Consider the following 13,505-nt stretch of genomic DNA (forward strand, 5'->3'; position numbering starts at 1 on the left):
AGCACCCCCAAACCTTTCATGAGCAGGAGCACCCCTTTGTCTTTCCGCGACTTCACTGACATCGTTGGCCCCATCGTCCTCCCGGTCAAGGGCAAACGGTACACACTCCCGACCCTGACCATTGAGCAGGGCATCCACCTTCACAAGGTCATGAACCCCGACACTGACGTGTCCATGACTGACCCGGAGTTCTACGCGTTCTTGCTCGGCGACGCGTTCGATGAGATGACCGCCGACGCGGTCAGCCCCGAAGTCATCGCCCGCGCCGCGTTCGTCGCCCTCGCCGACTGGCAATCCGGTCGCCCCGCCGCGGAACTCATCTGGGAGCAGGGCATCGACCCAAAAGCGCTACAGGCAGCGGTGGAAGTAGCCGAGGCTTTGACCTCGAAAGCTACGGCAGAGGCATCAAAGACCCCCTCACTGGCGCCTACGAATACTACGAAATCCCGGAAGAAGTAGACACCAACGCCCCCACATGGGACGCGGTCCTCGATAAGTGGGATCTGGTTGATTACTCCTTCAACCGGTATCTCGGCATTGACCTTCACGAGGTCATGTCGTCCCGGTCTTGGGGCTGGTTCGTGCGGCGACTGTCCGGGCTACTAACCGATGACACGACCCTGATTTGTCGCGTCTACCAACAACCCACCCAGGAAGAGGCGCCCGGTGTCTGAGTCCACGAATGTCGGCACGATTGTTGGCAAGCTCAAGATCGATTCGTCTGACTGGAACCGGGAACTCGCGCAAGCCGAAACGAAAGCCCGATCCCTTGGGCGGGCTAACCCTCGGGTCCGTGTCGAGACTACAGGCACCCAGCAGGCTGTTGCGGAGCTCGGCGCTGTTGAGGTGGCTGAGCGGAAGATCACCGCGTCGTCTGCGGCTCTGGCCCGTATGCGGGAGCAGGCGCGTGCTGTCATTATCGGGCAGGCGTTGGCTGAGAAGGAGTCCATCAAACCGAAGATGGACTTCACTGAGTGGACGCAGCGTTCCACCGAAGCCACGAAAAGCGACACGGGCGCCAAAGAAAAGAACGCTGACTCGAACCGCAAGGTAGACAACACCGCGAAGCAGGCTGGCGGGTCCATCCACCTCCTGTATTCCGCCCTTGCGCTGCTAGCCCCGGCAGCCGTGCCTATCGCTGGCGCCGCCGCCGCTGGTGCCGCGGCCCTCGGCGCTTTGGGCGTCGCTGGTGTCCTCGCCATAGTTGGTGTGAAGAATGCCATGGAACAGGGCGGACCAGTAGGCGACCGGTACGCCACGGGCGTCAAGCAGATCAAAGACCAGTTCAACGCCCTCGCAGCGACCAGCGCCACAGGAACCCTTGACGGGTTCAACCGCTCCGCGAACACCCTGAACATTTACATGCCGTCCCTGAACCGGCAGATGGGCGACTTCTCCCGCGTTACCGGCAACGTCGCAGCCAACGGGCTAAGCGGGCTGCTGGGCATGTTCACCACCCTCGACCCGGTCATGCGCGGATTCGCCGGCTACCTCGGGGAACTGTCCCAACGGTTCTCGACCATCGGGCAGAGCAACGGGCTCCGCGCTTTTGGGGACTACGCCCTCGCTGTCATGCCCCAGGTCATGGCGACCATCGAATCATTGGTCCGAGGCGTGAGTAACCTGCTCGCTGCCCTCGCGCCTCTTGGCGGGCTGGGTATGACAACCCTCAAGGTCATCGGTGACATCCTTGCGGGGATCCCCACGGACGTGCTCACCTTGCTGGTGTCCGGTGCGCTGGGCGCATACGCCGCGTTCGCGACATGGTCCGCGCTCATCCCCATCATCCAGTCCTTCGGGATCATGCTGAATACCTCACTCGGCCCCATCGGCCTTGTGGTCGCCGGCGTTGGTGCCCTGATCGGTGTGATGGTCGGGTCTACTGCTTCCACGAAGGACGCCACCGCAGCGACCATGGGTTACACGGCTGCGTTGCAGCGGGACAACGGCATCATCGCGGAGAACGTCCGCGCCCACACCGCTGAGGAAATCGCCAAGTCCAAAGCCGCTGAAGCTGGGCAGAAGTTGGGGCTGTCCCTTGGCCTGCTCACCGAAGCGGCGATGGGTAACGCGAACGCGCAGAAGCTTGTCAATGGTGAACTCGACCGTCTGGAAGCTGTCAGCAAGGACAGCAAGCGCACCCAGTTGGAAATGGGTGGCATCAACGTTGACCAGATGAAGCGAAACGCCGCGCTCCAAGCTTCCATCAAAACCGTCCGTGACGAACTTGGCAACCAGAACAGTGCACTGAACGAAGCCGTTAATTACGAAAAGCGGTTCAACGAAGCCATGGGCCGCACGGGGGAGACGGCTGATGCACAGTCTGGGAAGCTGTCAGTCCTTGCGGGAATGTACGGGACAAACGTTACGGCTCTGACGGGCGCCCAGGATGCCGAAAAGAAGACTGAGGATCAGCTTGCGCTGACGACGTTGCAGATGCAAATGCAGAACGACGCCGGTGGGCTGCTTAAAATGCAGTTGGATTTGCTGGCCGGTAAGTCCATCTCGTTCGAGCAGGCTCAGAACTCATTCGAGCGGCAACTTATCAACTCCACGCAAGCAATCAAGACAAACGGCGGGGCGATTGAGGGTAACAGTGAGGCAGCGGTAACGAACCGCGGCAGCTTGCTGAACCTTGTGACTTCCGCGCAGCAGTCTGCCGAGGCTTACGGGACAATGACAGGCTCCGCTGAGGACGCCCGTAAGAAACTTATCGATCAGCGGCAAGTAATCATCGATAACGCCGTGGCGAACGGGCAGAACCGCGACGCCGTCACTCGTTACATCGATTCAATCTTGAAGATCCCGGCGAGCGTCCCCCCGACGAAAGTGGATGTTGACAAAGCCGAAGCAGAGCTGAAACTGCAAGGCTTCCAGAATGCCATCAACTCATTGACTGGCAAAACGGTGCACATCTACTCGGTGGAACACATCCAGCAAGTCCGAGATGGCGGGGACACTGCCACGGCCAACGCGATGAACACCGCGAACCAGTACGCAACGGGAAACGCGTACCGAGCCAATGGCGGGATGATCTACCGGGCCGGTGGCGGCATGGTGAACTACCTCGCTACTGGCGGGTTCCCGCAGTTCAAACCTGTTGGCACTGACACGGTGCCGGCGATGCTGACCCCCGGCGAAATCGTGATCAAGAAATCGTCTGTGGATTCGATCGGTGCTGGGAAGCTCCTGCACGCGAACGAGACAGGGAAGCTGCCCGAGGGCGGAACCACCATCAACATTTACGACACGTCCGGGAACCCCACCGCAACGGCATACGAAACCTCGCGTGTCCTCGCCGCACGTGCTGTCTAAGGAGGACGGGTGCCTTACCCAAGCCCAATAACGTACCCGTCCCGGCTCCTGTACCCAGGGACCACGGAACGTGAGTTCAGCCTGTCCCCGATCGCTATCGGCGACTTGCTGCTCAACGCGACCGATGACAACGGCACCCGGTGGGTTGTTCAGAAGTTCGATGGTTGGGGTAGCCCCGCGTCCAGTGCGGTATTCACGCAGCGGGCGCGGGGCCACGGCTCCACAGCTTCCGAGGCGTTCTACCGGGACCGGGTCATGGTCATCGAAGGGCTCATCCTGACCGAAGCCCCGGAGCTCCTGTCGGCGGCGCTTGACTTGTTGAACGCGTCCGTGACGTTGGAACAGTTCACGATGATCGTTTCCGAGACTGGGTATGTCCGTCACGTCCTCGCGCAACGGCAGGGTGAGGTTCTTGTGAGCCGGTTCAATAACCGGCAGGCACGGTTCAGCATCCAGGTTGTCGCGAAGGATCCCCGGAAGTTCGGCGACCTGATCACCGTTTCGACGCCTTTGCCGTCATCGTCGGGCGGGCGAACCTACCCGGCTACTTACCCGATCACTTACACGGGGTCCACCGAAACCGGCGTCGTCCGGCTAACCAATACCGGCAACACCCAAGCCCCGGTGTGGCTCCGTGTTGACGGGCCTGTCCCCGCGGGTGGGTGGACGGTCACGCACGTGGGTAAGAGGCAGACGCTCACGTTTGCCACGTCCCTCGCGCTGACCTCGGGCGAGTTCATCACCGTGGACATGGACCGCCGCGAAGTCCTGGCACAAGGGCAAGCCGCCCGCGCCGGATACGTGACTTCCCGCGGCTGGTTCAGCCTTGACCCTGGCGTGAATGACATTGCTTTCAGCGCTGCGAATTACAGCGCAACGGCGCAACTGACCGTGACCACCAAACCAGCGTGGTCCTAGGAGCTTAGATGACTATTACTTGCCAGCCGATGGACGCCAGCGGCGGACTCCCCACATACTCGGCTTCGAACGAACGACAAGCGGACGCGGCCTTGTATGGTGGCGGTTCTGGTCTGGCGTTGGGCGCCCGGTCAGGGTTCCGACCCGGCGCTGGGAACATCCTGTCTGTCACGTCAACCACGTGGACGCTGACCCCTGGCGCGGCGATCATCACCCCCGGCGCCGCGACGGCGCAGGGTTCTTACCGGTGGTCCTCGGACGCGAACAGCACCGGGGCGATTGCTGCCGCTGATGCGACGTACGCCCGCAAAGACATCGTCTACATCCAGGTGAATGACTCGTCCAGCGGTGACGGTTCAGGAGCGCTCACGGCCCCTGTCCTGTACCTCGCGGGGACGCCGTCTGCTACCCCTGTCGCACCGACGTTGCCGCCGCGGTCGTTCCTTGTTGGGACGATCACGGTTCCGCAGGTGGGTGGTGGTTCTCCTACGGTGGTGAAGAACCCGGCAGTGTTTGTTGCTGCTGGTGGTATCCAGCCGATCGCTGATCAGGCGGAGCAGGACGGGTTGACCCCGTATAAGGGTATGCGTATCCGCCGCATGGACCTCGGCTTTGATGCTGTGTACAACGGCACCCGCTGGGTTGGTGGCACAGGCACGATCGCTAACTTTGGCGACTATTCAAGCTTCGGTGCAGGGTATGACTCGGCCCGATGGTTTGAGTCTCCTGATGGCATGGTGATGTTGACGGCGATTTTCAAGAACGCCAACACCAGCGTGACCACAGTTCCCTTTGTGAAGTACAAAGTTGGGGCCGTTCCTGCGGCTATCGCGCCTGTTGCCCGTATCGGCGCCGGCGTGGCTGTGGACTCAGCGCATGACTCCCAGCCCCTCGGGTACATCGAGGCGAATGGTGACATTCAGTTCTCTGTGAACAGTTCCGGCACTTCAACCAGCAACTCGTTCTTTGTGGAGTTCAACGTGGTGTGGAGGTCTCAGCCATGATCCCCCAGTGGATAACTGACCTGATCCCCGTTGCCCCTTGGCTGGTAGCGCTCCTGATCGTTGGGCTTTTTCTGTGGAAGGTTGGGCCGTTCCTGCGCAAGTGCGGACGGTTCATTGACCGATTCATTGGAGTCCCCGAGGACAAGAAATCCGGGCAGAAGGAAATCCCCGGATTGTTCGAGCGCATGGACCGGCAGGACGAGCTCCTAGAAACCATCCGGCATGAGCTGTTCCCGAACAGTGGGAAGTCTTTGAGGGATGCGGTTGACAAGCAGCACAAGCAGCTTGAGGACCACCTTGCGCAGTGCCCGCCCACGCCCACCACAACCATCAACGTCAACCCTCCCGGAGGTACCCCATGAGATGGCCCGTTGACGCGCCTGTTTCCCAGGCGTTTGGTTCTAACCCTACAAACGGCATCCGTCCGGGCAGCCCTGACTACTGGATCATCCAGCAGTTCGGCAACTACCAGCCGAACGGTCACACAGGCGTTGACTTCTCCGTCCCTATTGGCACGCCCGTCGCGGCGGCTGGTTCCGGGACCGTGTTGCATGAGGGTTGGATGGGCGGCACGTATGCCGATAACCCGTGGTGGATCGCCCCCGCCTTCGCTGGCATTTGCGTTGTCATTGACCACGGCTCATTCATCGGCATCTACGGGCACATGTCATCCACATCGGTAAACAAGGGCGACTTTGTTACTGAGGGCGAAGTTATCGGCCTGTCCGGTAACACGGGCGGCTCGACTGGCCCTCACCTGCACTTCGAGGTTCTGCCTGACGGGTGGGACTTCAACAACGGCATGTACGGGCGCGTAAACCCGGCTGCTTTCATTTCCGCCAATGCTGCCATGGGGCCGGCTGGCGAAGTAACCACCATTCCAACACCCACGGAAGAAGACGACATGTTTACAGACAATGACCGGGCCGTGCTGACGGCGGTGAGTGATGCAATTTTCAAGGGAGGCCAGTCCACCCATAAGAACAAGTCTCTGAACAACATGCTTGGTTCGATTTGGGATGCCATCTTTGCTGGTGGCGCTTCCATGCCAGGAGGGAAGTCCTTGTCGGACATTCTCGGCAAGGTTGCTGAGGCACCAGCCGTGACTGTTGACCCTGCCGCTTTGGCGGCTTCTATCGCTGAGTCGATCCCGGCTGACCTTGCGGCGCAGGTCGCTGACGAACTGGGCAAGCGTCTCCAAGGTGGCAAATGATGTTGACCACTACCTTTTGGCTTGCTGCCGGTGAGCGTGCATTCAAGACGTTCGCTCAGGTGTTGCTCGGGTTCATGACCACGGGCGCCATCGGTATCACCAGCCTGCCATGGAACGAAATGCTGTCGGTCGCTGCGACCGCGGCGCTTGCTTCGGTCCTCACGTCCATTGTTTCCGGCGCGCGTGACGGTAACCCGTCCGCGACGAACGCGGAAACAACGCCCACGTCCAAGGGCAAGCACGAAGCGTAAACAACTGAATCGGGAGGGGTCCGCGTGACTTTGTCTTGGGTTGCCGTGAACGTCAACAACGGCCAAATGATCGCGGACCTCCCCGAACTTGACGTGCGTGGAACGTTCGGGTGCACGATGATGCGCTACGAAACGCAGGCCGCGTCCTTCCCCGCACTGTCAGCCCCGCCGAACTGGCGGCAAGCTACCCGCCCCGGCGCGGTATGGATTGTTTGCCTTGACGATGACGGGCTCTCCCCGCTGTGGGGTGGCATGGTCATCGACCGGGAAACCGACCACGAGGGGCTGGTGCAGATCGTCCTCGCAACCCCGGAAGCGTACTTCGACCGGCGTTACGTCGGCGACAAAACCTACACCGGGACAGCGCAAAACCTTATCGCGAAAGACCTCATCGACTCCTACGTCAAGACCGCGGCCATGGCGGGTATCGCTATGCGCGTGCAGATCGTGGGCAGCAACGGCACCCCCCGCGACCGGTCCTACAAGGCCGTTGAGGACAAGACCGTGTACTCGGTCCTCGGCGACCTCGCCGGTGTCATCGGCGGACCCGAATGGACTGTTGGTTGGGAGAACGTCAACAACCTCATCACCCCCGTGTTCTACGTGGGTAACCGCATCGGTGTGCCGGCGCCGGTCGGGCTGCAACCAGCGGCGCGGTTCTACCTGCCTGGGCCGGCGTCGTCCGCGAAGGTGAAAGAGTCGTACACGTCGCAGCTTGGCGCGAACCGTGTCATCGCCGTGTCATCGGGGGTGGATGATGCCCGCCCTCAGTCGTCGCAGAAGTCCAACACGACAGACCTGCGCCCCTCGTTTGAGTACCGGTGGTCGCCGTCCACCTCGATCACGGACACGTCCACTCTTGACGCGCACGCTGACCGTGCCCTCGCGGCGATGAAAGACGGCGGGCTTGGTTTGGAGCTCACCGCGAACCGGGCTGAGGCGCCGAAGCTTGGGCGTGACTGGTCGATCGGTGACGACATCGGCTTTGACCTTGTTTCTCCCGCATGGCCTGACGGCATCTATGGTGTGGGGCGCTGTGTCGGGTGGCGGATGGACGCCGACATCATCCAACCGCTTATTGACGTGACTTCCATTGGGGGTATCTGATGCCACAGCCTGGACAGCTAGGTTCCCAGTTCGGCGGTGACGACTGGATCATCCGTAAGCTCGCGGACTTTGAGCGGATGCTGCGTGAGTACGGGCCGGCGAACATCCTCGCCACGGCTGGCATCAATGTCATCCCTGATGGGGTGTTGGTGAACGGGCTTATGCAGTTCAAACGCCCTGACGGGACTGTTGGTGTGTCTGTGGATCCCACTACGGGTACGTTCGTTGCGTATGACGCTACGGGTTCTACGCCTGTTGCCCGGTTCGGGTCGCTGATCGAAACGGCGCCGACCGAGTACGGGGTCGAGGTGCTGGTTGGTTCGACGTGGGTTCGGTTGGGGAACCAGACCACGACGTGGGCTGGGGTGTCTGGTAAGCCGACTGATTTCGCGCCGTTGGTTACGAGCCCGGTGGCTAATGCGACGAACGCTGTGAACGCTACGGAGGCGACGCACGCTGCGCAGGCTGACGGGTCGGAGTATGGGTGGACGAATAACGTTGCCGGGTCCAGTTTCTATGCACTCTGGGTAGGGAACGATGGTGGGTTCCACTTCGGTCGGAACGTCTCGTCGGAGCGGTACAAGGAAAACATTGTCTCCCACATTGTGGACCCTGCCGGGGTCTTGGCTCTCCGCCCTGTCCGGTACGACCGCAAGCCCACATACCGGTACCCCACAGACGCGCAAGGCAACCGTCTCATCGGCCCAGCGCAACGGTTCGAGGGTGCCAAGAACGAGTTCGGACTTATCGCTGAGGAAGTCGCACAGACCCTCCCCGAAATCGTCACCCACTATAACGGCGTCATTGACGGCGTCCGGTACGACCTGTTGGGCGTGGCGCTCCTGCCTGTTGTGCAGGCCTTGCAAGAACAGAACGACAAACTTACCGCCGCTGCGCGGGCACACGGATGGGACGTTTGATGGCTCGACGGAACTGGAATAACGGCGTCATCGGGAACACCCCGCTAAGCGCTGAAAGGTTGAACTCACTGGAGGACGACCTGGAGGCTGCCTTGGTGCAGCTCGCCCGGACCCCGGAGTCGTTGTTCAGCGGGTCGGTGACAAGCAATGCTGACGGGGCTCCTGTGTCAGCCAGCGTGGTCTGGCCTGACGGGTCTACGGGGGTCTATGCAGGGACCGCCTCGGATGAATGGCCCATGCTGATCGACTCCTACACCATCACCAAGACCGGCGTCCCGGTCAAGACCTTCACGCAGCCCATGGTCACCCGCAACGACGCCGGGCGCATCACCACCCGCCCGGCCATCACGATCACTTAGGAGTAGCCCATGGGAATCATGGACATGCCCAACGTCCCCGATGCAGGACTCCCCGCCCGCCTTTCCGAAGGGGCACTGAACGCCACCTATGCCCAAGGCGTCAACGTCACTGATCCTCGCTTTGGGGCCAAAGGTGACGGCATTACCGATGACGGCCCCGCGATTCGGGCGGCAGTCGCTGCTGCCGGGGGCAAGCGAATCTTCTTCCCGGCAGGAACCTACTACTACAAAGCCACGGGGGCACTTTCCCTGCCAGGGGGGACACTGCTTGAGGGCTTTTCGTCCGGTTCAACCAAGATCCTCTTTGACACTTCGTCAGCGGGCGTCTATCGGGAGTTCGCACGAAATACTGGAGATGACGTAACGATCTCTGGCCTCACGATTGAGCGCGGTTCAGACTTCCCTACTGTCTTGTTCCCTATTCAGAACTTTGCCGCCATAAAGCTTCGAGACTTCAAGGTCAACGGAAACCGCGACATCTTCCCAACCAACTACTGCCACGTCATGCAGCTTGGGGTGCAGAATGGCGGCACCTTCACGGGCCTGAACGTCCGCGATTCGACCTTCACCAAATGCTCGTACGTGCTGTTCCAAACCAACGCGTCCACCGGAATCGCTCGGGAACTGCAATTCTACCGGTGCACCTTCGATAGCAACTTCGCAACAGACCTTGAGTTTAACGCTCCTGCCTCTGACAACTACAACATCATCGTCAAAGACAGCACCTTCAAGAACAACCAAGCTACGTCCGTGGGTGCAGGGTTTGGAGTTGGGCTGGCTCACGTCACCGGCGCCAAACTGATCAACAACACCTTCGACGGCTACAACAACGAAGCAGTTCACATCGAGGACTACTCGACTGACGTCCTTGTTGACGGGAACAGCTTCAAGCGATGCGGCTTGCTCTTCGCTGCCTACATTCGGATCATTTCAGGCGCCCGCTACGTCAAGATCGTGAACAATGACTTTGACGCAACCACAAACACCAACTTCATTCCGGTCATTCAATCCGTAGCGGGGGGCACAGGCCTCACTCCTGGTGGCAGGACAATGATCGACCCGTTCAGGGTGGACGTGATCGCGAACCAGATCCAGGCTGGCGGATGTCACGGGGTCTACCTTTCCGCCAACACAGGTGGCATCGTTGCAAAAAACACGATCCAGGGAGCCGGGTCTGTAACTGCGGGGGTCTTTGGTGGTGGCAACGGGGGCTATGGGCTGGAACTGTGGGACGGCTATGGCATAGCCGTGCTGGGAAATACGATTCGAGGCTTTGAGTCGGCATTGAATCGCCGGACTGGCACAGTTTCTACAGGCGGCAAGGGCTTGGCTGTGACCGGCAACACGGTCCAGCACTGCAACTACGGGCTCGCCGTAGTTAATCCAGGCGGGGGGTCGATCGCCAGTAACGTCATGGTCGAGTGTGTGCACCCAACGCTTGTAGGGCAGGGCCAGGGCACCTCTAAACCGGTGACCATCAGCAGCAACACCGCCATTGACTGCGTCTACCCAATGGAAATCGGGGGCCGTCTGGTCGTCGTATCTGCTGGGGCGGCAGCGGTGGGGGCTGGCCAAAGCCTTGCGATCAAGTCACTCGGCTTGAACCTTACAACAGGGCAGTCTATGACCTTCAGTGGCGGCGGGACACTCGTTCTCACCTCACCAGCGCTCGCCGGCGCTACAACCCTGACCGGGACCGTGTCAGGCGCCGCCATTGCCTCCGGCGAATCGGTGATAATCAATGGCCTACCTCACTCCACCACAGACGCTGACAACAGGGTCACCATCGGAGCCAACACGGACACGGTGGCAGGAAAGTTTGGGACTTACGATAAGCGGCTGAACGTTTACAACTTCAAGCCTGCGCAGGTCTTCCGGCTCCGCACGGCATTGGCAAAGGCTGCTGCTGGTGTCGCTCTTGGTAACATTGCATTCGTTGGCGACAGTACGGTGGCTGGAACTAACGGTGGGAACACGCCAGCCACCACAGCATGGCCAGTCCTGTTCCGCAATATGCTGCCGGGACTTGGCTACCCGTCCGCGGGCAGTGGATTCGTCGCTGCATACCGGGCGGCATCTGCGTCTGACCCCCGATGGACGTATGGATCTGGCTGGGGCGGCGCGAACGGCAACAGCAACAAGGTGGCGAACTCCACAACCACTAACGCGCTCACCTTCGCATCGGTCGAGACTGGAACGCAGACGCATGTCTACTACTCCAATGCAGGCGGCCCTTTCACCGTCTCGGTGGATGGCGGTGCGCCGGTCACAGTCACGCCAACCGGCGCATCAAGCATGGGGGTGCTGACTGCGACTGGTCTTGCGGACACCACTCACACAATTTCCGTTGTCCGCACGAGCGGGACAGTGGAAATCTTCGGCGTGGAAATCCGCAAGACTACAACAGGTGTCCGCATCTACAACGCAGGTATCGCTGGCGCAAAGGTCGCTTCGCTGGCCAACGCCACATGGGATTCCGTGGCGCAGACAGTGGCCGGTGGAGCTGCTTCTCAGTTCACCGCCGATGCCATCTTCTTGTGCTGCGAAATCAACGATATGACCGGTGGTGGCGGCTCGGTGGTTGACCCCGCTACTTACAAGACGCAGATGCAAACGGCCATCACCAACCTGAGGGTAAACGGCGCATCACTGATCCTGATTGCGGCAAACCCTGTGCAGACGGGCGACTTCACGGCATACACGAAGGCGCTTTACGACTTGGCGGACACCAACGATCTACCGCTGATCGACCTCCAAGACCGGTGGGGCAGCTACACGACTGCCAACGCGAGGGGAATGATGGGCGACACCGTTCACCCGTCCCCTGCTGGTAACGCGGACATCGCCCGCAATGTTCTGAACGCCTCGGGGATCTAGCTGGGTAGCCCTAGCGGCTGAGCAAACAAGCAAGGCCGCTAGGGCAGCCACCACAGCAAAACCCTTGTCCTCGGTTGGAGCTCCGAAAGGCAGGAGGGCGACGATGGCCAAGGACGCACCCCGGACTGCCGTGTTTTCAAGGAGCCAAGGACCGCCGGCCTTGCGAGTCAGTCCGCGCCAAATGAGGATCAGAGAGACAACAACTACGGTCGTGCCGAACAATCCGAACTTGGCGGGGTAGACAGCCCAGGTGTCGAGAGTGAAGTTCTCCGCCACGCCGCCAGGATTCGGGTTGGGGAAGTATTTGCCCAGGCCTTGTCCCATGAGGGGGCTCTCCCGGAAGATGTCGGTGGAGTAGTTGGTGGCCCTCTGGCGGATAACACCGGACGCGTCTGATCCGAACCCGTTCTGAACAGTCCGGACCATCATGTCGATGCGCTGCTGGACGAAGTACTCGTTCGAGAAAGCGGCCCCCGCCGCGGGGAGAGCCACCGCCAACGAAGCAACGCCCAGAAGTGCTCCCACGATGGCCCTGCCGAACGTGACGCGCCTCTTCGCAGCGAAGCCGAGCACACCAATCAACACAACGGTGAGAACGAAGCCGGTTCGCGTACCCGTGACCAGGACGGCAAGAAGGAACACGGGGGCGATGATGAGCCACTTCAAGCTGATGCGGCGCTGGGCAAGCCCCAGCGTAAGGCATAGCGCCAGAGGCAAGGTGAGCGCAACCATGGAGCCCAACAGTGCGCCACTAGTCTGCGCATCTCCCACTGCTTCTACAATTCCTCGGCGTTGGATCCAGACAGACGCGAATCCGTACGCCGCCAGAATACCTACAGCCACTGTGATGCGACGTGCCCAGGGCAGGGAGACGGAGCGTGAAGAGTCAATCCCAATGACGGCACCTGCGCTGATCAGGAGGTAAGTCAATGCATCGCGTGCCCACATTTCAAGGGGCGTGCCGTTGATCATCACGGATTGGATCAGCGTTGGGATTGCTATCCACCCTGCAAGCAGCCCAGCCCCGATTAGAGCCGGCTTGACCCTAGCGATCCATTCCTTGTCCGGGCTCTTGACGATGCTGTGTGTGGCAGCCGCGGCAGCTATCACTGCGCCGCCGAGATAGCCCAGCTTGGTGAGAGTCAGACCGTCGCCAGTCTGGAACACCAAAAACGCGCCAACCACGAAGAACAGCAGCCTGAACCACGATTTGGTCATCGCGTAGATGAACAAGGCAGCCGGAAAAATCAGGAGAACCTGATGATAGAGGGTCGCCAACGCAATGAACGCCAGCCCGGCAGCCATGAGTGCGCCCAGTTTCAGTTTTTCTCCCCACATACCCTGCATCATATTCGATGCCCATAAGAGGGGGCGTAAGACCAGTCGCCTTCCCCTCGAAACAGAGCCCCATCCTCATTAGAGGGTGGGGCTCTTTGTCGTTTGGTGGGTGCCCAAGATATCCCCGTGCGCTAGTTTCAATTAGTCCCGTAAGCGTCCCGTAAGTGCTTTTGCAGCACCCACAACCCGCGCCATCACTGGGA

General features: G+C 60.5%; 11 protein-coding genes and 1 pseudogene. 11 read left to right on the forward strand and 1 reads right to left on the reverse strand.

All coding sequences use genetic code 11. The features are described from left to right. Nucleotides 1-18: 18 nt before the first annotated feature. The 11 genes from N5P29_RS16875 (at nucleotide 19) to N5P29_RS16925 (ending at nucleotide 11,964) form a co-directional block, all read left to right on the forward strand. Nucleotides 19-459, forward strand: coding sequence for a DUF7426 family protein (locus N5P29_RS16875; protein ID WP_262275961.1), 441 nt, complete (start codon nucleotides 19-21; stop codon nucleotides 457-459). A gap of 207 nt (nucleotides 460-666) precedes the next feature. Next, nucleotides 667-3,315, forward strand: coding sequence for a hypothetical protein (locus N5P29_RS16880; RefSeq protein ID WP_262275962.1), 2,649 nt, complete (start codon nucleotides 667-669; stop codon nucleotides 3,313-3,315). A gap of 9 nt (nucleotides 3,316-3,324) precedes the next feature. Then, entirely contained in the window at nucleotides 3,325-4,233 is a 909-nt protein-coding gene (locus N5P29_RS16885; RefSeq protein WP_262275963.1) for a phage distal tail protein, read from the forward strand. A gap of 8 nt (nucleotides 4,234-4,241) precedes the next feature. Then, nucleotides 4,242-5,237 (forward strand): hypothetical protein, encoded by a 996-nt coding sequence (locus tag N5P29_RS16890; protein WP_262275964.1) that lies wholly within the window; start codon nucleotides 4,242-4,244, stop codon nucleotides 5,235-5,237. Further along, nucleotides 5,234-5,599, forward strand: a complete 366-nt coding sequence (locus N5P29_RS16895) for a hypothetical protein (RefSeq protein WP_262275965.1) — start codon at nucleotides 5,234-5,236, stop codon at nucleotides 5,597-5,599. The genes N5P29_RS16890 and N5P29_RS16895 overlap by 4 nt, the downstream gene beginning before the upstream one ends. Further along, on the forward strand, nucleotides 5,596-6,450 hold the full coding sequence (locus N5P29_RS16900; RefSeq protein ID WP_262275966.1) for a M23 family metallopeptidase: 855 nt from the start codon (nucleotides 5,596-5,598) through the stop codon (nucleotides 6,448-6,450). The genes N5P29_RS16895 and N5P29_RS16900 overlap by 4 nt, the downstream gene beginning before the upstream one ends. Continuing rightward, complete coding sequence (locus N5P29_RS16905) at nucleotides 6,447-6,701, forward strand: holin (RefSeq protein WP_262275967.1); 255 nt, start codon at nucleotides 6,447-6,449, stop codon at nucleotides 6,699-6,701. Before N5P29_RS16900 ends, N5P29_RS16905 begins: the two co-directional genes overlap by 4 nt. Before the next feature lie 24 nt (nucleotides 6,702-6,725). Next, entirely contained in the window at nucleotides 6,726-7,808 is a 1,083-nt protein-coding gene (locus tag N5P29_RS16910) for a hypothetical protein (protein ID WP_262275968.1), read from the forward strand. Next, on the forward strand, nucleotides 7,808-8,728 hold the full coding sequence (locus N5P29_RS16915; protein ID WP_262275969.1) for a tail fiber domain-containing protein: 921 nt from the start codon (nucleotides 7,808-7,810) through the stop codon (nucleotides 8,726-8,728). Before N5P29_RS16910 ends, N5P29_RS16915 begins: the two co-directional genes overlap by 1 nt. Next, nucleotides 8,728-9,087: a hypothetical protein gene (locus N5P29_RS16920; protein WP_262275970.1), complete on the forward strand. Its 360-nt coding sequence runs from the start codon at nucleotides 8,728-8,730 to the stop codon at nucleotides 9,085-9,087. Before N5P29_RS16915 ends, N5P29_RS16920 begins: the two co-directional genes overlap by 1 nt. A 9-nt stretch (nucleotides 9,088-9,096) precedes the next feature. Then, on the forward strand, nucleotides 9,097-11,964 hold the full coding sequence (locus N5P29_RS16925) for a right-handed parallel beta-helix repeat-containing protein (protein WP_262275971.1): 2,868 nt from the start codon (nucleotides 9,097-9,099) through the stop codon (nucleotides 11,962-11,964). Between the two features lie 354 nt (nucleotides 11,965-12,318). On the opposite strand, the pseudogene N5P29_RS21035 reads toward N5P29_RS16925, so the two are convergent. Then, nucleotides 12,319-13,314 (reverse strand): annotated as a pseudogene (locus N5P29_RS21035) (hypothetical protein); the annotation flags it as partial. Nucleotides 13,315-13,505: the final 191 nt, after the last annotated feature.

Origin of the sequence: Paenarthrobacter sp. JL.01a (assembly GCF_025452095.1) — a bacterium.
Taxonomy (GTDB): domain Bacteria; phylum Actinomycetota; class Actinomycetes; order Actinomycetales; family Micrococcaceae; genus Arthrobacter.

What these genes read in the sequence shown, in the direction of transcription:
- N5P29_RS16915 (WP_262275969.1), top strand. Translation starts at nt 7,808, where the DNA reads ATGCCACAGCCTGGACAGCTAGGTTCCCAGTTCGGCGGTGACGACTGG.
- N5P29_RS16890 (WP_262275964.1), top strand. Translation starts at nt 4,242, where the DNA reads ATGACTATTACTTGCCAGCCGATGGACGCCAGCGGCGGACTCCCCACA.
- N5P29_RS16925 (WP_262275971.1), top strand. Translation starts at nt 9,097, where the DNA reads ATGGGAATCATGGACATGCCCAACGTCCCCGATGCAGGACTCCCCGCC.
- N5P29_RS16905 (WP_262275967.1), top strand. Translation starts at nt 6,447, where the DNA reads ATGATGTTGACCACTACCTTTTGGCTTGCTGCCGGTGAGCGTGCATTC.
- N5P29_RS16875 (WP_262275961.1), top strand. Translation starts at nt 19, where the DNA reads ATGAGCAGGAGCACCCCTTTGTCTTTCCGCGACTTCACTGACATCGTT.
- N5P29_RS16900 (WP_262275966.1), top strand. Translation starts at nt 5,596, where the DNA reads ATGAGATGGCCCGTTGACGCGCCTGTTTCCCAGGCGTTTGGTTCTAAC.
- N5P29_RS16895 (WP_262275965.1), top strand. Translation starts at nt 5,234, where the DNA reads ATGATCCCCCAGTGGATAACTGACCTGATCCCCGTTGCCCCTTGGCTG.
- N5P29_RS16920 (WP_262275970.1), top strand. Translation starts at nt 8,728, where the DNA reads ATGGCTCGACGGAACTGGAATAACGGCGTCATCGGGAACACCCCGCTA.